21 protein-coding genes and 1 tRNA gene are annotated in these 17,569 nt (G+C 68.5%); 10 read left to right on the forward strand and 12 right to left on the reverse strand.

The genetic code is table 11. The features are described 5' to 3' along the window. Positions 1 to 82 precede the first annotated feature (82 nt). Together SD37_RS42925 and lanKC are read right to left on the reverse strand one after the other, a co-directional pair. On the reverse strand, positions 83 to 226 hold the full coding sequence (locus tag SD37_RS42925; RefSeq protein WP_143104629.1) for a SapB/AmfS family lanthipeptide: 144 nt from the start codon (positions 224 to 226) through the stop codon (positions 83 to 85). Positions 227 to 266: 40 nt separating this feature from the next. After that, positions 267 to 2,810, reverse strand: a complete 2,544-nt coding sequence (gene lanKC, locus SD37_RS39405; RefSeq protein WP_044855172.1) for a class III lanthionine synthetase LanKC — start codon at positions 2,808 to 2,810, stop codon at positions 267 to 269. A gap of 424 nt (positions 2,811 to 3,234) precedes the next feature. On the opposite strand from lanKC, the gene SD37_RS39410 reads away from it, so the two are divergent. Both SD37_RS39410 and SD37_RS39415 read left to right on the forward strand, forming a co-directional pair. Next, complete coding sequence (locus SD37_RS39410; protein WP_044855173.1) at positions 3,235 to 3,600, forward strand: hypothetical protein; 366 nt, start codon at positions 3,235 to 3,237, stop codon at positions 3,598 to 3,600. Further along, positions 3,593 to 4,057, forward strand: a complete 465-nt coding sequence (locus SD37_RS39415; RefSeq protein WP_418189798.1) for a hypothetical protein — start codon at positions 3,593 to 3,595, stop codon at positions 4,055 to 4,057. Before SD37_RS39410 ends, SD37_RS39415 begins: the two co-directional genes overlap by 8 nt. 3 nt (positions 4,058 to 4,060) lie before the next feature. Here the strand turns inward: SD37_RS39415 and SD37_RS39420 are convergent, their stop codons facing one another. The 3 genes from SD37_RS39420 to SD37_RS39430 form a co-directional block, all read right to left on the reverse strand. Then, positions 4,061 to 5,047 (reverse strand): MCE family protein, encoded by a 987-nt coding sequence (locus tag SD37_RS39420; protein ID WP_044855174.1) that lies wholly within the window; start codon positions 5,045 to 5,047, stop codon positions 4,061 to 4,063. Between the two features lie 130 nt (positions 5,048 to 5,177). Next, entirely contained in the window at positions 5,178 to 5,558 is a 381-nt protein-coding gene (locus SD37_RS39425; RefSeq protein ID WP_044855175.1) for a PPOX class F420-dependent oxidoreductase, read from the reverse strand. 37 nt (positions 5,559 to 5,595) lie between these two features. Next, a complete protein-coding gene (locus SD37_RS39430; RefSeq protein ID WP_044855176.1) occupies positions 5,596 to 5,988 on the reverse strand; it encodes a MerR family transcriptional regulator in 393 nt (130 codons plus the stop codon). A 64-nt stretch (positions 5,989 to 6,052) separates the two neighbouring features. Between SD37_RS39430 and SD37_RS39435 the strand changes: the two genes are divergently transcribed. Continuing rightward, positions 6,053 to 7,012, forward strand: coding sequence for an SDR family NAD(P)-dependent oxidoreductase (locus SD37_RS39435; protein WP_044855177.1), 960 nt, complete (start codon positions 6,053 to 6,055; stop codon positions 7,010 to 7,012). On the opposite strand, the gene SD37_RS39440 is transcribed toward SD37_RS39435, so the two are convergent. After that, a complete protein-coding gene (locus SD37_RS39440; protein ID WP_044855178.1) occupies positions 7,009 to 8,100 on the reverse strand; it encodes an alpha/beta hydrolase family protein in 1,092 nt (363 codons plus the stop codon). The genes SD37_RS39435 and SD37_RS39440 overlap by 4 nt on opposite strands. Positions 8,101 to 8,269: 169 nt before the next feature. Here SD37_RS39440 and SD37_RS39445 point away from each other — a divergent pair, with 169 nt between their 5' ends. Both SD37_RS39445 and SD37_RS39450 read left to right on the forward strand, forming a co-directional pair. Beyond that, positions 8,270 to 9,472, forward strand: coding sequence for a sensor histidine kinase (locus SD37_RS39445; RefSeq protein ID WP_044855329.1), 1,203 nt, complete (start codon positions 8,270 to 8,272; stop codon positions 9,470 to 9,472). Further along, complete coding sequence (locus SD37_RS39450; RefSeq protein WP_044855179.1) at positions 9,469 to 10,113, forward strand: response regulator; 645 nt, start codon at positions 9,469 to 9,471, stop codon at positions 10,111 to 10,113. Before SD37_RS39445 ends, SD37_RS39450 begins: the two co-directional genes overlap by 4 nt. Here the strand turns inward: SD37_RS39450 and SD37_RS39455 are convergent. Next, positions 10,103 to 10,747: a GNAT family N-acetyltransferase gene (locus SD37_RS39455; protein WP_044855180.1), complete on the reverse strand. Its 645-nt coding sequence runs from the start codon at positions 10,745 to 10,747 to the stop codon at positions 10,103 to 10,105. The genes SD37_RS39450 and SD37_RS39455 overlap by 11 nt on opposite strands. Before the next feature lie 201 nt (positions 10,748 to 10,948). Here SD37_RS39455 and SD37_RS39460 point away from each other — a divergent pair, with 201 nt between their 5' ends. Then, entirely contained in the window at positions 10,949 to 11,620 is a 672-nt protein-coding gene (locus SD37_RS39460; protein ID WP_037319113.1) for a glycoside hydrolase family 11 protein, read from the forward strand. 4 nt (positions 11,621 to 11,624) lie between these two features. Then, positions 11,625 to 12,263 carry a polysaccharide deacetylase family protein gene (locus SD37_RS39465; protein WP_044855181.1) on the forward strand — a complete coding sequence of 213 codons (639 nt, stop codon included), beginning with the start codon at positions 11,625 to 11,627 and terminating at the stop codon, positions 12,261 to 12,263. Between the two features lie 55 nt (positions 12,264 to 12,318). On the opposite strand, the gene SD37_RS39470 is transcribed toward SD37_RS39465, so the two are convergent. Continuing rightward, the gene (locus SD37_RS39470) at positions 12,319 to 12,801 is read right to left on the reverse strand and encodes a cupin domain-containing protein (RefSeq protein ID WP_083255205.1); all 483 of its coding nucleotides are present in this window, start codon (positions 12,799 to 12,801) and stop codon (positions 12,319 to 12,321) included. Positions 12,802 to 12,879: 78 nt separating this feature from the next. On the opposite strand from SD37_RS39470, the gene SD37_RS39475 reads away from it, so the two are divergent. Continuing rightward, positions 12,880 to 13,329, forward strand: coding sequence for a MarR family winged helix-turn-helix transcriptional regulator (locus tag SD37_RS39475; RefSeq protein WP_044855183.1), 450 nt, complete (start codon positions 12,880 to 12,882; stop codon positions 13,327 to 13,329). A 71-nt stretch (positions 13,330 to 13,400) separates the two neighbouring features. Here the strand turns inward: SD37_RS39475 and SD37_RS39480 are convergent, their stop codons facing one another. Then, on the reverse strand, positions 13,401 to 13,604 hold the full coding sequence (locus SD37_RS39480) for a cold-shock protein (RefSeq protein ID WP_037319102.1): 204 nt from the start codon (positions 13,602 to 13,604) through the stop codon (positions 13,401 to 13,403). Positions 13,605 to 13,856: 252 nt separating this feature from the next. On the opposite strand from SD37_RS39480, the gene SD37_RS39485 reads away from it, so the two are divergent. Together SD37_RS39485 and SD37_RS39490 are read left to right on the forward strand one after the other, a co-directional pair. Beyond that, positions 13,857 to 14,729 (forward strand): alpha/beta fold hydrolase, encoded by an 873-nt coding sequence (locus SD37_RS39485; RefSeq protein WP_044855184.1) that lies wholly within the window; start codon positions 13,857 to 13,859, stop codon positions 14,727 to 14,729. 32 nt (positions 14,730 to 14,761) lie between these two features. Next, a complete protein-coding gene (locus tag SD37_RS39490) occupies positions 14,762 to 15,502 on the forward strand; it encodes a MerR family transcriptional regulator (RefSeq protein ID WP_044855185.1) in 741 nt (246 codons plus the stop codon). Here SD37_RS39490 and SD37_RS39495 read toward each other — a convergent pair. From SD37_RS39495 to SD37_RS39505, 3 genes are all read right to left on the reverse strand, one after another. Then, the gene (locus SD37_RS39495; protein ID WP_044855186.1) at positions 15,453 to 16,028 is read right to left on the reverse strand and encodes a dihydrofolate reductase family protein; all 576 of its coding nucleotides are present in this window, start codon (positions 16,026 to 16,028) and stop codon (positions 15,453 to 15,455) included. The genes SD37_RS39490 and SD37_RS39495 overlap by 50 nt on opposite strands. A gap of 107 nt (positions 16,029 to 16,135) precedes the next feature. Beyond that, positions 16,136 to 16,957: a S1 family peptidase gene (locus tag SD37_RS39500; RefSeq protein WP_044855330.1), complete on the reverse strand. Its 822-nt coding sequence runs from the start codon at positions 16,955 to 16,957 to the stop codon at positions 16,136 to 16,138. A gap of 371 nt (positions 16,958 to 17,328) precedes the next feature. Continuing rightward, positions 17,329 to 17,395: transfer RNA gene (locus tag SD37_RS39505), tRNA-Lys, on the reverse strand. Between the last annotated feature and the right edge of the window lie 174 nt (positions 17,396 to 17,569).

Consider the following 17,569-nt stretch of genomic DNA (forward strand, 5'->3'; position numbering starts at 1 on the left):
TGATTCGACCGGCAAAATGAGGGGCGCGGGAGCGGCGCACTTGGCCTGTGCCGCTCCCGCGCCCTCACCGATCACTCAGTGATCAGTGGCAGGTCAGCAGGCTGACCGTGCTGTTCGCGCAGGAGGCCAGCAGGCTGAGGTTGCTGGCACCGCCGTGGCTGCCGCCACCGCCGGTTTCGAGAACCTCGGGAGCTTCCATGGCCTGCAGGTCCAGAACGAGTTCCATGATCGTGTTCCCTTTCGTTGTTTTCCTGGTCCGCCGGTCGTCAGCGACCGGCAGTTCTGGAGGACAGGAACGGCAGCACGGCCTTCCCGTCCAGGGTGGCGGCGAGGGCGAGCAGGATGCCCGCGCCGCCGGTGACGACATCCATCGACAGCCGCAGCAGCTGGTTGCCGGGGAACGCCAGGCCGCCCTTGTACGGCACCGCGTACCAGGCCAGCCGGGAAAGATGCAGATCGATCGTGTCGCGGACCCGCTGGTCCGGCTCCGCGCCCATCGCGAGCGCGGTCATCAACCCGGTCCGGCCGAACAGCAGGCCGGGGTGGATGACGAACTCGCCGCGGCAGGCTTCGCGCAGGCCAGGAAGGCTCTTCAACGCCTTCGCGTCCGGACGGTGCTTCGCCAGCTCCTCGGCGACCATGAGGATCCCGGCGCTGCCGACACCCGCGTAGGGCAATGTCCTCGTCTCGCCGTCCCGGACCTGCAGCGAGCCGTCGTCTGACTCGACGCATTCCTCCAGGTCCCGCTCCAGCGCCTGATCGGCGAAGGAGAGCCAGCCCTCTTCGCGAGTGCGCTCGAACAGCCGGATGAACAGCAGCGCCGGCCCGGACCAGCCGTTGAGCAGCCCGGCCCTGGCGAAGGCGCCGGGCGGGTCGGCGGTCTCGAGTGCTTCGGCGAGCCGGACGGCGGTGGCGAGCGCCTGCCTGCCGAACTCGTTGTCCTTGCGCTTCACCGCGAAGTGCAGCTGGGTCAGGCCGATCCCGGACAGGCCGCCTTCGAGGCCGTGGTCGGTGGTCTGCTCCACCAGCGTCGCCGACGCCGACAACATCTTGGTCGCTTCGTCGCGGTACCCGAGTTCTTCGAGGACGTAGGCGATCCCGTACGAGCCGTCGTAGAACCCCGGCCGTCCCGGCGGGTCGCGCCGGACCGACTCCAGCAGCCACTTCTCGTGATCGGTATGCCGTTCGCCGTTGACGGCGTTCAGCGCGTGGAGGACGCCGGCCGCGCCATACCCGAAGCACGCCCCACCGACGCGGAACTGCTCGATGTCGCCGGGGAAGAGCCGGTCGGTGCGTTCGGGGGTCGCGCTGGCGAGGATCGCTTCGGTGATCTGCTTGCGGACCAGCGTCCAGTCCGGTTCGTCCTGGTCGAGTTCGGTCTCGCTCGACCGCGGCGGGGCGTTCCGGGGCGCCAGCTCGGCGACGATCGCGTCGGCGTAGCCCTCCGGGACGTCGAAGCGCCGCTGGACGAAGTCCGCGAGCCCGCGCAGCTTCGCCGGGGCGAGTTCGAGGAGGGTGGTGAGCGGCAGGAAGATCCACAGCTTCAGGACGGCGAGCGCGTACTCGTCGACCTCGAATCCGTGCCGGTCCCGCGGGGCGCGGAAACCGGGGGCGCCGAGCGCCGGCCGGGCGCCGCCGTCGACGTCGGCCGCCATCTCGAAGTCGATCAGGGAGACCGCGTCGTCGTCGCCGTCGACCAGGATGTTCATCGAGTGCAGGTCGCCGAAGACGATCCGGCGGTCGTGCACCGCCTCGACCATCTTCTCGACGCGCTCCACCAGCGCCAACGCGCGTTTCGTGTAGGCGACGATGTCGGCTTCGGTGCAGTCCCGGCGGGTGAGCGGGTAATTGCGGGCGAGCCAGCTGCCGAGCGGGACGCCGGGCATGTACTCCATCGACAGGAAGTGGTGCTCCCAGACGGTGAAGCGGTCATGGGCGGTGGGGATGCCTTCGATGCCCTTGAGCCGCTCCAGCACCTCGTGCTCCCGGCGGAGCCGCTCGACGGCGTCGATCAGGTCGCGGTCGAGCCCGGCGTACGGCCTGGCCTCCTTGAGGACCACCTGCTCGCCGTCGGCGTTCCGGTCGGCGAGGTACACGCCGCCGCCGTTGGAGAAGTGCAGGGACTTCTTCACTCGGTAGGGGAACTGCGCCGGGTCGCCGCCCTTGCGGGCCGCGAGGTGCGGGGCGAGGAACTCCGGAATCGTCACCCAGTCGGGGACGGAGAAGGTCGGCTCGCGTTTGTCCGGGACCAGCGTGCCGTCCGGCTTGCGCACCGCGAGGACGCGCTTGCCGTCCAGCTCGACCCATTGCTCGGCGAATCCGCCATAGCGGACGTAGAGCGGGCCGGCACCATAGCGTAGATCGCTCAGAATATACGCGCCCGGCTCCCCCTCCAGCTTCACGGACAGCTCCGCTAGAACGCGCTCCAGCTCGTTGTTGTCAGCTGGATAAAGAGTCAGTAACTTACCGCTTCCGTCACGCGGCGCGTATTTGGAATTCCGGGCCAGCAGGGTGCCCCTGGAGCGCAGATGCTTGTACGACACATTGTGCTCGATACAATGCTCGTGCACCTTCACGAGCACCCGCTCGGCGTTGCTCAAACCTGCCGACACATGGATTTTCCAGCCCTGTAAGGGAAGGTTTCGAGCAAGTGGCTGCAGCATCCGCCACACTCCGCGCGCTCCGGCGCGCCAGCCGGTCTCGGGAGCGGGCAAGAGGGCGGCGTAATCGTCGGCGGCGTCTCCGGTTTCCCGTTGCTCATCGAAGAACAGCGGATCCGCGAAGCAATACGCTTCGTACCGGATGTCCATCGAGCGCCCCCTCCTTGGCACCAATCGGATGGGCCAAGTGCACCATCGCGATGGGGAATATTCCACCCGCAGGATTGCGAACGGCCAATCCGCCATATCGGGGGTTCGGATGGGCTGTTCAGGGACGTGAATTCGAAACCTACCGAATAGTAGGCGTACCCAGGGTGAGATCAACTGGGTTTCCAACCACCCGGTCGGTGTGTAACAGGATCGCACCTGCGTCGTAATACCTGGTCGAAGCGCTAAAACGATAATGTCCGGACAAATTGGCAGAACGCCAACCGAACGGGCTTCGTGATCTATTCACCCGAGGTCTGGACCACTGTGCGGCGCGTGGTGCCCGCCACGCGGCCCGCCGGTCGCCCGTCGGTGACAAGGCGCCCGAAGGTACGTTGTCGACGGCGGAGTAGGTAAGGAGGCGGACGTGATCACAGGCTTCGCGGTGACCGTCGCGATCTGCGCGACACTGGTCGCGGTGTGGAGTTTCGTGCAGTCCGTGCGAAAAAAACTGCCGGACAACCCGTTGCTCATCGCCCTCGGCGTGGTCGAACTCCTCCTGGTGGCCCAGCTCGTCATCGGCGTCGTGCTGCTGATCGGCGGCGGCCGCCCCGGCAGCATGGCCACCTACCTCGCCTATCTGATCGGCTGCCTGGTCGTGCTCCCGCTCGGGACGTTCTGGGCGCTGGCGGAGCGCACCCGGTCGAGCACCGCGATCCTCGGGATCGCCTGCCTCGCCATCCCGGTGATGGTGCTCCGGCTGAACGAGGTCTGGGCGGGCGCCAGTGCCTGAAGGAACCGAGGAGAACACGGTGGGCGAAGCCACCCAGGACGTCAGTGAGAACACCGCACAGGACAAGGCGCCTCAGGACAAGGCGTCGGGCCCTGGCCGGATCCTGGTCGCCGTGTACGCGATCTTCGCGCTGGCGGCGACGTCACGCGCGGCCGTGCAGATAAGCACCAAGTTCCACGAGGCCCCGCTGGCCTACGTCCTGTCCGCGTTCGCGGCCGTCGTCTATCTCCTGGCCACCGTGGCCCTCGCCCGCCGCGGCGCGGGCTGGTGGCGGATCGCGTTGCTCGCCTGCGGGATCGAACTGATCGGCGTGCTGACCGTGGGCACGTTCAGTCTTTTCGACCGCGAGGCCTTCCCGCACGCCACCGTGTGGTCGGTCTACGGGCAGGGCTATCTCTTCATCCCGCTGGTGCTGCCGGTCATCGGACTGTTCTGGCTCCGGCGGACGAAGCCGTGACCCTCACTTCTCGAAGCAGCCTTTTTCGTTGAGCGGGCCGAACGACGGCAGGACGAGCCCGCACAGATAGCCGTCGATCCAGCGTCCGTTGCCCCCGACGTTGGTGAGCAGCCGGATCGCCGGCGCGAACACGGCGATGCCCTTGGCCAGCGAGTCCTGGTTGCGCTGAAGCATCGACGTCAGCCTGTCGAGTTGTTCGAGCACCGCCCCGAGCTGCCCGTCGTTGTCGGCGATGATGCCGTCGAGCGCGGTCGCCAGCCGTTTCGACCCGTCGAGCAGATCCTTGATCGCCTGCTGCCGGGTGGAGATCGCGCGCAGCAGCGTGTCACCGTCCTGGATCAGCCGCTGGACCTCGGCGTCGCGGTCGACGAGGGTCTGCGAGACCTGTCGCGTGTTCGCCACCAGGGTCCGGAGTTGCCGGTCGCGCGAGGCGATGGTGCCGGAAAGCTTCGAAATCCCGTCGAGCGCGGCGCGGACATCGGCCGGCGTATCGGCGAAAGTGGCTGAAATCGTGTCGAAGCTCTTCGCGAGCTGATCGACGTCGATATCGTCCACGGTTTTCGACAGATCTCGAAACGCTTCGAGGACGTCGTAGGGTGCGGTGGTCCGCCGCAGCGGGATCGGCTCGCCCGGATCGAGGATCGTTTCGCCGCGCGGGTCGAGCGCCAAGTACTTCTGCCCCAGGACGTTCTTGATCTGGATGGACGCACCGGTGGCGTCGCCGAGCCAGGCGTCCCTCACCCGGAACGAGACGAGCACCCGATCGCCCTTGAGGTCGATTTCGGACACCTTCCCAACCTTCACCCCGGCGATCCGGACGTCGTTGTCCGCGCGCAGCCCGCCCGCGTCGGAGAATTCGGCCGAATAGGTGGTGCCGCCGCCGATCACCGGCAGGGCGTCGGCGTTGAGCGCCGCCGCCATCCCGAGGGCCATCGTGGTGAGCCCGGCGAGCGCCACCTTGACCGGATCCGCCGAGCCGAAGGACCTCATCGTCTCACCTCGCAGGTCGCAGTCGGAAAAGCCTAGGGGCCGCTCCGGTCGATCGCCAGGCGAAACGTTGCACCGATCGAGTGGTGTCGTTTGTCCATTGTGGACAGAGGACAGTGCTCGGTCCGGGATGCTAATGATCCAGCTTCAACTCGTAGTGGAGGGTCGTGTACTTCTTCCACCGGTGCAGCATCGGTACGAGGAAGCCGTGCAGCAGCCGGTGTTTCGTGGCGAGGCACGCCGCCGCGTGCTTCGCCTCGGCCCCGTCGAGCAGACGCACGTGCCCGCGGACCGCCTCCCCGGTCGGGACGCCACGGAACGTCGAAGGTGCGATCTCGACCCGCGGGTTGTTCCGCATCCGCTTGGCCTTCCATGCCGCGTCATACGTGCGGATGTACGCGTGATCGCCTTCGACGGCGATGTTGATCGGCGTCCCGACGGCCGTCCCGTCTCGCTTGAAGGTCTTCAGCAAGATCGTCTTCTGGGCGGTGAACCTGGTGATCTGTGTTGTCATGCCACTGGGACGAGGCCGCCGCGCGAAACGTGACGGACTACCGCCATAGGGCGTCCGCCGTCCCCCGCTCGACGTGATCCTCGTAGACCTCGACCTTCCGGCTGATCAACTCGAGGCAGTCGTTCAGTTCGGCGATCCGCCCGATGACCTGGTTCTGGTGCTCCCGCAGCAGACCCAGCCGCTTTTCCTCGTTCCCCGGCCCCTCCCGGACGAGCGCGGCGAACTCGCGGATGGTGGCGAGCGGCATCCCGGACGCGCGGAACTTCGTGCAGTTCACCAGCCACTCGACGTCTTGCTCGGTGTAGACGCGGCGACCGTTCACGTCTCGTTTCACGGGTGCGGCGAGCAGCCCTTCCTTCTCGTAGAAGCGAAGCGCGTGCACGCTGAGGCCCGTTCGCTCGGTGACCTGGCCGATCGCGAGTTCCGTCACCCGGCCGACGATAGCGTTCGGCAGTGTTGACCTAGAGAGTCCTCTAGCTCCTAGCGTTCGCCACATGACCACCACACAGCACAAGATCGGCTCCGGCTTCACCGCGCACAGCACCGCCGAGGAGGTCCTGAACGGCATCGACCTCTCCGGCAAGCTCGCCCTCGTCACCGGCGGATACTCGGGACTGGGCCTGGAAACCACGCGTGCGCTGGCGAACGCCGGCGCGCAGGTACTCGTCCCGGCCCGTCGTCCGGCCGACGCCAAGGCCGCCCTCACCGGGATCTCCGGCACTGAGGTCGGCGAACTCGACCTCGCCGACCTGGGGAGCGTCGAGACCTTCGCCCGCCGATTCCTCGGCACCGGCCGCTCGATCGACCTGCTGATCGCGAACGCCGGGATCATGGCCGCGCCGGAACGGCGGGTCGGCCCCGGCTGGGAGTCACACTTCGCGATCAACCACCTCGGCCACCACGCCCTGGTGAACCGGCTTTGGCCCGCACTGACCGCTTCCGGTGGCGCCCGTGTCGTCACCGTGTCCTCCGCGGGCCATCACGATTCGCCGATGCGCTGGGACGACGTCCAGTTCGAGCGCGGGTACGACCGGTGGCTCGCCTACGGCCAGGCCAAAACCGCGAACGTGCTGTTCGCGGTGCACCTGGACGCGCTCGGCGCCGAACACGGAGTCCGCGCGTTCAGCCTGCATCCGGGCGCCATCCTCACTCCCCTGCAGCGGCACCTCCGGCAGGAGGAGATGGTCGGCCTCGGCTGGATCGACGAACACGGGAACCAGGCCGACCCGTCTTTCAAATCGCCGCAGCAAGGCGCGGCCACCCAGGTCTGGGCGGCGACCTCACCGCTGCTCGACGGGCTGGGTGGGCTTTACTGCGAAGACTGTGACGTCGCCGAGATCGCCATCGAAGAAGGCGGCCCGTTGACCGGCGTCCGCCCCTACGCGATCGACGCCGATGAGGCCGCGCGGCTCTGGCAGCTCTCCGCCGACCTCACCGGGGTCCCCCGGGCCTAGTTCCAGAACTTGATCTCGGGATTGCCCGCCACCGGTCCGTCCAGCAACGGCTGATGCCCACCGCGCAGGTGCGCGTCGAAGAACGCGGACACATATGCCCTGGTCAGCTCCATCCCGCGCAGACCACCGAGCAGTCCGGGTTTGCTCAGCCCGAGTTGCTCACCGAGCACCCCGACGTCGGTGAAGGACGCGTGCCCGGCGGTGGCGACGCTGATCCAGCGCTTCCATCCGGTGAGGTGCGGCCAGTTGGCCGCCCAGGTCGTGTCCGGACCGGCCGGGGTGTACTCGCTTTCGCGGCCGAGCAGCAGGAACGGCCGGTCGATGCCGGAGGCGGGGATCGGTGACCACAGCCTGCCGTCGAGGTCCGCCCCGGCGCGGATCCGCTGGTCGGTCACCATCGCCGTCGGCGTGCTGTAGCCGCCGATGGAATGCCCGGCCATGCCGATCCGCGTCCGGTCGATCAGCCAGGACCACCGCGACGAAGGCCCGGTCAGCGTGTCGAGGACGAACGAGACGTCCGCGGCGCGGACCGGCGGGAGCAGGGTGGAGTCCGACCCGCAGGCGGCACAGCCGGTGACGTGCCCGTCGGGGAAGGCGGTGCCGTGGGATTCGTGGTTGTGGCCGATCACCGCCACGACGAAGCCCTTGCTCGCCAGCTCTTCCGCCAGCCCGGTGAGCGTGGCCCGCGGCTTGCCGAACCCGGGTGACAGCACGACCAGCGCGCGCTTCCCGGGCAGGGGCGGGGCATCGACCCGGGCGCTGGTCCGGACGCCGGCGACTCGTGCGGGGTCGATATCGGGGATCCCGGATTCGGTCAGGAAGGCCGTGGCTTCGGCCAGGGTCAGATACGGCCGCCTCGGGCCTGTCGGCAGCAGTGCCGGGTAGAACATCGACACCATCAGCTCCCGTGGCCCGGTCGGTACCCACGGGTCGCGTCGCGAGTCGTCGATCAGGTGCAGGTCGGTGGCACCGACGGGACGCGAACCGGTCGGCGGCGGCAACGTCAGCGACGTCGCCTCCGCCGACGCCGGGCTCGCCAGGGACACCACGGCGGCGAGGACGGCCAGCGTGACGAGAAGCCTTCTCATGAGGTTTCCGTTCTGTCGAGGATTTCCGCTCCCAGCCTGTGCCCTGGCTTCGTATTCGCGCATCGGCCCGAGAGCACGACTCCGGCGCCGGTTCCTCTGTCGCAGGTCGTACCCGAAGGTCTGCCGCGAGGTGGATCCGCCCCGGCCGATCCCGGGTTACGCTCGGCCGGTGCTGCCCGTACTCAGAAGTCATCCGAAGGCCGTCGACCGCGGGCTGACCGTACTCATCGGACTGTCCACTGTGGTCACGACCGAGGGTTCGGAAGGCCTCGAGTGGTGGCTGGCTTCCTTGGTGGCCTTGGCTTCTTTGCTCGTTCGGCACCGCAATCCCGTGCTCACCTTCGCGGCGGGAGCGGTAGCCTCCCTACTGCATCTGGCCATGGGCAACGATCTTCGTCCGGTCGACCTCGTGGCGTTGGTCGGTCTCTTCTCCGTCGCGGCCTGGGGGTCGCGACGGCGATCCCTCGCCCTGCTGGCCGCGGGACTGCTCGTCGCCGGGCTGTGGTCGGTCTATGCCTCGGAAGTGAACTCGCGGACGCACGCCCCGACGCCGCCGCGGATCATCATCATCGATCCGCTGTCGCCACCCGCCGACGCCGACGACGACACCCAGGTGCAGGACTGGGGAGGGTTCGCGGGTATCGGGTTGTCGCTCACGGTGGCGTGGCTGGCCGGGCTGAACACGCGCCAGCGCCGGATCCGGCTGTCGGTGCTCGAACAACGGGCCGCCGATCTCGAACGCGAACGGGACACCCAGGCGGCGCTGGCCGTGGCGGCCGAACGCGGGCGGATCAGCCGCGAACTGCACGACGTCGTCGCACACGCGCTTTCGGTGGTGGTCCTGCAGGCACAGGGCGCCCAAGCGGAACTGGAGCGGCGGCCGGAGCGGGCGCGGGAGGCGCTGGACGCCATCGTCGGCACCGGGCGGACCGCGCTGGCCGAGATCCGGCGGCTGCTCGGCGCGCTCGGCCAGGACACGCCGGACTGGGAACCGCGGCCGGGGGTGGAACGCCTGCCGCGGCTGGCCGCCGACATCCGCGCGGCGGGCACCCCGGTCGACTTCCTCGTCGAAGGGGAGCCGCGCCCGCTTCCGTCCACAGTGGACCTCTCGGTTTACCGGATCGTGCAGGAAGCCCTGACGAACGTGCTGAAACACGCCGGCCCGGATGCCTCGGTGACTATCGTGATGCGCTATGGGCCGGACACGCTGGAGATCGAAGTGACCGACGACGGCATCGCGGCGGAAGCGCCGCCCGGCACCGGGCACGGCCTGGAAGGGATGCGAGAACGGGTGAACCTGCTGGGCGGCACCTTCGACGCGGGACCGCGGCCGGAACGCGGCTTCGCCGTCCGCGCGACCCTGCCCTCATGACGATCAGGGTGGTCATCGCCGACGACCAGGCGCTGGTGCGCACCGGTCTGCGGATGATCCTCGACAACGCCGACGACATCGACGTCGTCGGCGAGGCCGGTGACGGCGCGGAAGCCGTCCGGCTGGTGGCGGACCTCGATCCCGACGTCGTGCTCATGGACGTCCGGATGCCCGAAATGGACGGCGTCGAGGCCACCGCGGCGATCGCCGCGGCACATCGCACCCGTGTCCTCGTGCTGACCACCTTCGACCTCGACGAGTACGTCTACGCCGCGCTCCGGGCGGGAGCCAGCGGCTTCCTGCTCAAGGACGCACTGGCGCCGGACCTGCTTTCCGCCGTCCGCGTGGTCGCCGCCGGCGAAGCCACCCTCGCCCCCACTGTCACCCGGCGGCTGCTCGACCGCGTCGTCACCGGCCTTCCCGCGCCGACCTCGGACGAACGGCTCGACCTGCTCACCGGCCGGGAGCGCGAGGTGCTGCAGCAGCTGGCCCGCGGCCTGTCCAACGCCGAGATCGCCGAACTGCTGTATCTCTCGCCGGGGACGGTGAAGACGCATGTGGGCCGCATCCTCACGAAACTCGGGCTCCGCGACCGCGTCCAGGCCGTCGTCTTCGCCTACGAGGCCGGGATCACCCGCTGACCGCGGCGGGCGCACGCCAGTGCTTGCCGCGGCGGGGCCGCCGGTGCAGCCCGCGGCGGCCGGGGTCGCCGAGATCGTCCGGACGGCGCGTGGCGAACTCCTCGGCCGTGATCCCCATCCGCACCAGGTACTTGATCTCGCCGCGCACCACCTCGGTGTCGCGCAGCCTGCCTTCCTCGCGGAAGCCGAGCCCGCCGTGCAGCGAAAGCGACGCCAGGTTGCCGCCGTACACGCTGACCTCGCATTTGCGGAAACCGCGCTGCTCGAACATATGCGACAGGAGGACGGTGATGGCGTCCGTGGCGTACCCGCAGCGCTGATGGCGCGGGGCGATCCCGATGCCGTAGCCGAACAGGCCGGTCGCCGGGTCGGCGCCGATGGTGCAGACCGAGCCGACCAGCATCCGGCCGCGCACCGTCTCGATGCCGAAGTGGATGTCGTCACCGGCGGACCTCGACCGATGCGAGGCCCAATGCCGGTGCCCACCGCCGATCAGCGGTGTCGCCTCGCGGGCCATGTCACGGTCGAAACCCATCAGGACCCGGCGATCCCGGAGGCCGACCTCGCGCAGCCGCACCTTCCGCCCGACCTGCCCGGGCTCCGGAACGGAGCGGTTCACCGCGCCAGGCCGCACGGGTGCTCACGAACGATCACAAGCATCCCTTGACGATATCGGGTGCCGCGAGAGGAGCTCCAGAGCCCATCGTCGGTCCCGCGGATGAACCTGGCCACACTCTCGCGAGCTCCGAAACTTCTTCGAAAGTCTTTGACCGGATTCCTGGAGGCCACAGACACTTTTTCTCTCGGCACACCTCGACGAAGAGGGAGCACACGGATGAGATCTCTCGGGAAATCCCGGTTCCGGCGGTTTCTGAGCGGGGCCTGCGCGGCCGCGCTGCTCACGGCGTTCGTCCCCGGCACGGCCTCGGCCGACACGGTGATCACGACCAACCAGACCGGTACGAACAACGGCTATTACTACTCGTTCTGGACCGATCGGCCCGGTTCGGTCTCGATGACCCTGAGCTCCGGCGGCAGCTACCGCACCTCGTGGAGCAACACCGGCAATTTCGTGGCCGGCAAGGGCTGGAGCAACGGCGGGCGGCGCAACGTCAGCTACTACGGCAGCTTCTCCCCGTCCGGCAACGGCTACCTGACCCTGTACGGCTGGACGTCGAATCCGCTGGTGGAGTACTACATCGTCGACAACTGGGGGAGCTACCGGCCGACCGGGACCTACAAGGGCACCGTCACCAGCGACGGCGGGACGTACGACATCTACCAGACGACCAGGTACAACGCCCCGTCCGTCGAAGGCACCAAGACCTTCAACCAGTACTGGAGTGTCCGGCAGTCGAGGCGGACCGGCGGCACCATCACCACCGGCAACCACTTCGACGCCTGGGCGCGCGCCGGGATGCGGCTGGGATCCTTCAACTACTACATGATCATGGCGACCGAGGGATACCAGAGCAGCGGGAACTCCAGTATCACCGTGAGCGGGTGATCCGGTGTTCGCCGTCGCGGCGCTGGTCGCCGCCCTCACCTTCGCCCCGGGTGCCACTCCCGCCGCGTGCTCCGGCTACGTCGGGCTCACCTTCGACGACGGCCCGTCCAGCACCACCTCCCGGCTGCTCGACGCGCTCCGGCAGAACGGGCTGCGGGCCACGATGTTCAACGTGGGCCAGAACGCCGCCGCGAATCCGGCGTTGGTGCGGGCCCAGGTCAGCGCGGGGATGTGGGTCGCGAACCACAGCTACACGCATCCGCATCTGACGCAGCTGGGCCCGTCGCAGATCGATTCGGAGATCTCGCGGACGCAGCAGGCCATCGCCAACGCCGGTGGCGGTACGCCGAAGCTGTTCCGGCCGCCCTACGGCGAGACTAACTCGACCGTGCGGTCGGTGGCGGCGCGGTACGGGCTGACCCAGATCATCTGGGACGTCGACTCGCAGGACTGGAACAACGCGAGCACCGACGCGATCGTCGCGGCGAACGCCCGGCTCACCAACGGGCAGCTCATCCTCATGCACGACTGGCCCGCCAACACGATCGCCGCCATCCCGCGGATCGCACAGGGCCTGGCCGCCCGCGGGCTGTGCGCGGGGGCGATCTCACCGCAGACCGGACGGGCGGTGGCGCCGGGGTAACTACTTCGGCCGCCCGGATCACCTCGCGCGACCGCGCGAGGTGATCCCAGCCCGGTTATTTTCGCCCGAGGTCGAAAGATTCGTCCCATTCCGGCGCGTCGACGAAATGGACGTCGTAGCGTTCGTGGATCCGGTCGACCTCGTCCAGCGGCAGGTCTCCGCGCAGGATCTCCGGCAGGGCCCGGAAGTAGCCGAATCGCTCGATACCGGGAGTGAGGGTGATGAGCACGTCCGCGGCGAGCTCCGGCGGCGCGGCGAACGCGTGCCGGACGCCCGGCGGCACCACGACGTAACCACCCTTGTCGACGGTGATCAGCTCGGTGCCCACCAGCATGCGGAGCGTCCCGTCGAGTACATAGAACGCTTCCGCGGATTTCTCGTGGAAATGCGGCTTCGTTCCCGGCTCCCCGGCCCGAAGGTAGAGGCGGTTCGCGCCGAGGAGCCCGCCCGTGTGGCCACTGTCGGCCAGCAACCACAACGCGGGACTTTCGATCGTCTCGGCGTCCAGCTCCTGCACCACCCAAGCGTCGTTCGCCATCACACACCCCATCTAGTTGAAGTCTTCAACCAAAACTAGGGCGAAGTAGTTGAAGGTGTCAACTGCTACCTTGGCGGCGTGACCAACTGGCTCGACGCGGACCAGCAACGCGACTGGCGGGCGTTCATCGAAGGATCGGTGCGTTTCGTCGACCTGCTCGACCGCAGGTTGCGGGAGCGGCACGGACTTTCCCTCGCCGAGTACGAACTGCTCGTACGGCTGTCCGAAGCGGAGGGCCGGTCGATGCGGATGGCCGACCTCGCGAAGTCGGCGTACTACTCGCGCAGCCGCCTGTCCCATCGCGTCAACGGGCTGGAGTCCCGTGGTCTGGTCCGGCGGGAGTCGGCCGCCGAGGACGGCCGTGGGGTCAGCGCGCGGCTCACCGAGGCGGGAGAGGAGACCCTCCGCCGCGCCGCACCGGACAATCTGCGCACCGTCCGGGAGCATTTCGTGGACGTGATCGAGCCGGAAGACCTCCGGGCCGTCGGCCGGGCGATGACGGCCGTCACGCGGCGACTCGAAGACTGACCGGCTACGACCCCTTCAACGATCGAAGGCCCCCGCCCGGATGGGGCGAGGGCCTTCGACGTGGAAAAACGTCAGATGGCGACGACGCGCTGGGCCTGCGGGCCCTTCTGACCCTGGCCGATTTCGAACTCCACGCGCTGCCCTTCGTCCAGGGACTTGAAGCCGTTACCCTGGATTTCCGAGTAGTGCACGAACACGTCCGGTCCGCCGTCGTCCTGAGCGATGAAGCCGAAGCCCTTTTCGCCGTTGAACCACTTAACGCTGCCCTGAGCCATACTTTTACCTGCTCTTCATAGCGAGTCTGAGCCCATTCGATGCCCTGATCTCAAGAGCCATTCTTGCAGGTGTCGTCCGGCAGCACACGCTGTGTCCCGAAAAAGGGGGACGAGAGGTCACCCACACAGGCCGCGCGTGCGAACAATCAGCAGGTCAGCGACACTTCCGACAAATATGGGACAGGTGTCCGATCACTGGCCCCGCCGGGCGGGCTTGACCTTGACCCTGCGTCAGGGTCGGAGCCTTGCCGCATGACGAACGACACCACTTCCGCTCCTCCCGTCGGCGGGTTCCAGGACGTCGACGGCCACCGGGTCTTCTTGCACCGATCGGGTGACGGCGGCCCGGCCGTCGTGTTCCTGCCTGGTGCCGGCGCCGTCGGCCTCGACTATTTCGGCGTCCAGCGAGAGGTCTCCCGGTTCACCACCGCCGTCGTGTACGACCGCGGCGGCACGGGCTACAGCGATCCCCTCCCGCTGCCGCGCACCGCCACCGCGGTCGCGACGGAACTGCGCGAGCTGCTCCGCGCCCAGGACATCCCCGGCCCCTTCGTGCTCGCGCCGCATTCCCTCGGCGGGCTCTACGCACACCGGTTCGCGCAGCTGTACCCGGAGGACGTGGCGGGACTGGTCTGGCTGGACGGCCTCCACCGCGACTGGGACGACTTCATGCCGCCCGAAGCGAGCCTGGCCGCGGCCGAACGGTCGGCGCCCGCCCTGGACCAGCTCGAACAGCTGCGCCCGTCCCTGCGCGAAACGTACGCCGAGCTGCGGACGGACTATCCGGAACAGCTGCGGAAGTCGCTGATCGAAGCCAAGGTGAGCGACGCATGGCTCCGCTCGGGCATCGCCGAACGCGGCGGCCTGGTCGACCTCGCCGCCGAGCTGCGGGCCGGCCCCGGCCTCCCCGACGTCCCGCTGATCGCGCTCACCGTCGTGGGCGACGCCACCCAGCCGAAGTCGAACGAGGCCAAGTCCAAATTGGACGCGGCCCTGGTGGACACGGTCTCCCACGGCGAACAACGCGTCCTCACTGACACCCTCCACCACAGGCTCTGCTTCGACCGCCCCGATGCCGTCGTCCAGGCGATCCGCGACGTCGTCGACCTGGCCGGGCGCTTCTAGACTCGGTCACGTTTCCCGAAGACAGGAGAACGGTGCTCACGATCGGCCAGCTCGCGGCGACCGCCGGCGTGACCGTGCGCACCGTTCGCCACTACCACCACGTCGGCCTGCTGCCCGAACCCGACCGCGACGCCTCCGGTTACCGCCGCTACAGCGCGCAGGCGGCGGTGGACCTCATCCGGATCAGGACCCTGGCCGACGCCGGGGTCCCGCTGGCCCGCATCGACGCGCTGCTGCACGCCCGACCGGCCGAATTCGCCGCCGCCATCACCGAGATCGACGCCGACCTGCGGCGCAAGATCGACCAGCTCACCGAAAACCGCCTCCGCATCGCCGAACTGGCAGGCGGCGAAAGGCTGGTGCTGCCTCCCGGCGTGGTCGCGCTCCTGGACCGGATGCGCGATCTCGGCGTCAGCGAACAGCGGATACGCCTGGAACGCGACGCGTGGATCCTGATGCGAGCGCTGGATCCGCACCTCGTGCCGCAGCGGCTACGGGAGAAGAACGCCGCCTTCAACGACCCCGAGACGCTGCGCCTCCATCTCGCCTGCGACCGGTCGGTCGGCTGGGATCCGCGCGATCCGCGGCTGGACCGGCTCATCGACGAGCTGGACGCCTGGGAGATCGAGCACGAACGGGACGGCGGGCAGCCGGCGTACCTGAAGCTGGTCGTCTCCCGGATCTCCGAGGCGTCACCGGCATGGCAGCGCGTCGTCGACACCCTCACGCATCGCGCCCGGCTGCGCGCCGGACGCGATAGCGCAGGTGAGTAGCGGCCCCCGCGACGGGTTCACCCACCGGGATCAGCTCGCCAAGACGTCCGGCGAACAGCCCGGTCCCCTGCCCCAGCACCACGGGAGCGAGGTGGAGGTGAACCTCGTCGAGGAGGTCGGCTTCGAGCAGCTGCCCGGCGACGTCCGCGCCCATCACCAGGACGTCCTTGTCCCCCGCCGCCTCCTTGGCGCGGCGGACCGAGGCCTCCAGGCCGTCGAAGACGAACTTCCCGCCGTTGTCGCCGAGGAGGTCGCCCCTGGTCCGATGGGTGACCACGAAACCCGGCACGCCGGGCCAGGGCGTCCCACCCCACGGACCGAGACCGAGGTCGAAGGTGCGCCGCCCGATGACGGTCGCCCCGACGATCGCGTTCACCTCTTCGAAGGCGCGGGCGTCGGCTCCGTCCCCGGCCATCCACTCGTGCAGCCGCTCGCCGCCGTCACCCATCGGCTCCTCGTCCCGCACGTTCGGTCCGGCGGTGAATCCGTCCAGCGACATCGACACGTCCAGCACCACCTTGCTCATCGCAAGGCCTCCCTCCGCTTACGGGGCGCCGCCGTCCGGCGCTCTCCGGGAAGGTCGGAGCCGACCGGGTCGTCTCGACATCGCAGACCGTCCTCGGACGAACCGGGTCAGCCGCGGCCGTGGATCGTGCGGTGGATCCAGTCGGTGTAGGCAGGCACGCTGGTGTAGAGGCCAGGCCCGTTGGCGCAGGGCACGTCGTCGTCGCCGGGACCGGAGGTGACGCCGATCAGCTCCCATCGGCCGCCCTTGCCGCGTTGGACCTGCGGCCCGCCGGAATCGCCCATGCACGCCATCGCGTCACGCTTGCGGCTGACCGTGCACAACCGAGTCGGATCCGCGTAGCCGGGCGAGCATTCCCATTCCGCGCCGCGACGGGTGTCGAGCTGCTGGAGCCGTTCGGGGAACACCGCCTTGGTGATGTCGGCGGTGTCGACCGTGGTGCCGAAGCCCATCAAACGGGTCGGCGTGCCGGGAAGCCCCGGCCGGGCGGCGATCCGGATCGGCTGATCGCGGACCGGGCGATCCAGCCGTACCAGCGCGATGTCGTTCTTGTTCGGCGCGCCCGGCTCATAACCCGGATGACGTACCCAGCGGTCGATCGTGCGCACGGTGCCGCCGCTGGTCCTCCACTTGCTGCCGATGCGCACGGTCCCTTCCGGCACCGCCGGGTTGCGTTCCGGGTCGACGCAGTGCGCCGCGGTCACCACCCACTGCGGGTGGATCAGCACCGCCCCGCAGACCCCCTTGGCGTTGTTCATCTCGGGCACGATCTCCGGAATCGAGGCCATGAACTCGTAGCGTTCGGTGGAGTCCTTCCCGTTCACCACCGCGTCGGCACTCCCGGGCACCGCGATCGCACAGAACATCCCGGCCAGCGCGACACCGGCGGCGCGGACCAGGTTACGACGCAGCGATTCCATTCTCGACATGCACTTTCCTTCGTTCGACGACGTCAGATCGATCGAGTCCAGCATCGTTGTCCGACGTGGCGTGAACCATCAGGCAGGCCCGCCGAATCCCGGTGGAGACGGCCCCACGTCGGTGGTAGCGCCCGCGCTACCACCGACGGCTCGTGCCGTGTCCGACTCCGGCCGACAACACTGTCCACAATGGACGACAGGGTGTTCGGCGGCAGCGGGTCGGCGTCGCCGGGGTCACAGCCGTAGTGGCCGGGACGGACCCGGCCACGGCGAAGGCTCTGGAAGGCTGCTGAATGAACCCGTTCGACCCAAAACCGGGGACAAGCCGGGGAGATGATCTTGGTCCTGGCTGGCCACAGCGCGTGGACCAGGCGAAAGAGTGGGCCGCCTGGGGCTCGAACCCAGAACCTACGGATTAAAAGTCCCCGGCTCAACCATGTTGCCTAGTAGCGTTCAGTACCAAATTATGCCAGTTTGTGCAGGTCAACACCAGTCTTCACTGGGGAAGAGTGTCATCCTGTGCCGACCCGTGTCGGGCTCTACGTCGGCAACGGAGCCCAATCGGAGACGGGATAGACCAGCACCTATCCCGTCAGAGCAACCTCCGCCACAGGCGACGGC

Source organism: Amycolatopsis orientalis, from assembly GCF_000943515.2.
Lineage (GTDB): Bacteria > Actinomycetota > Actinomycetes > Mycobacteriales > Pseudonocardiaceae > Amycolatopsis > Amycolatopsis orientalis.

What these genes read in the sequence shown, in the direction of transcription:
- SD37_RS39495 (WP_044855186.1), bottom strand. Translation starts at nt 16,028, where the DNA reads ATGAGCAAGGTGGTGCTGGACGTGTCGATGTCGCTGGACGGATTCACC.
- SD37_RS39425 (WP_044855175.1), bottom strand. Translation starts at nt 5,558, where the DNA reads ATGACAACACAGATCACCAGGTTCACCGCCCAGAAGACGATCTTGCTG.
- SD37_RS39440 (WP_044855178.1), bottom strand. Translation starts at nt 8,100, where the DNA reads ATGAGAAGGCTTCTCGTCACGCTGGCCGTCCTCGCCGCCGTGGTGTCC.
- SD37_RS39470 (WP_083255205.1), bottom strand. Translation starts at nt 12,801, where the DNA reads ATGGCGAACGACGCTTGGGTGGTGCAGGAGCTGGACGCCGAGACGATC.
- SD37_RS39485 (WP_044855184.1), top strand. Translation starts at nt 13,857, where the DNA reads ATGACGAACGACACCACTTCCGCTCCTCCCGTCGGCGGGTTCCAGGAC.
- SD37_RS39435 (WP_044855177.1), top strand. Translation starts at nt 6,053, where the DNA reads ATGACCACCACACAGCACAAGATCGGCTCCGGCTTCACCGCGCACAGC.
- SD37_RS42925 (WP_143104629.1), bottom strand. Translation starts at nt 226, where the DNA reads ATGGAACTCGTTCTGGACCTGCAGGCCATGGAAGCTCCCGAGGTTCTC.
- SD37_RS39420 (WP_044855174.1), bottom strand. Translation starts at nt 5,047, where the DNA reads ATGAGGTCCTTCGGCTCGGCGGATCCGGTCAAGGTGGCGCTCGCCGGG.
- SD37_RS39500 (WP_044855330.1), bottom strand. Translation starts at nt 16,957, where the DNA reads ATGTCGAGAATGGAATCGCTGCGTCGTAACCTGGTCCGCGCCGCCGGT.
- SD37_RS39460 (WP_037319113.1), top strand. Translation starts at nt 10,949, where the DNA reads ATGAGATCTCTCGGGAAATCCCGGTTCCGGCGGTTTCTGAGCGGGGCC.
- SD37_RS39450 (WP_044855179.1), top strand. Translation starts at nt 9,469, where the DNA reads ATGACGATCAGGGTGGTCATCGCCGACGACCAGGCGCTGGTGCGCACC.
- lanKC (WP_044855172.1), bottom strand. Translation starts at nt 2,810, where the DNA reads ATGGACATCCGGTACGAAGCGTATTGCTTCGCGGATCCGCTGTTCTTC.
- SD37_RS39480 (WP_037319102.1), bottom strand. Translation starts at nt 13,604, where the DNA reads ATGGCTCAGGGCAGCGTTAAGTGGTTCAACGGCGAAAAGGGCTTCGGC.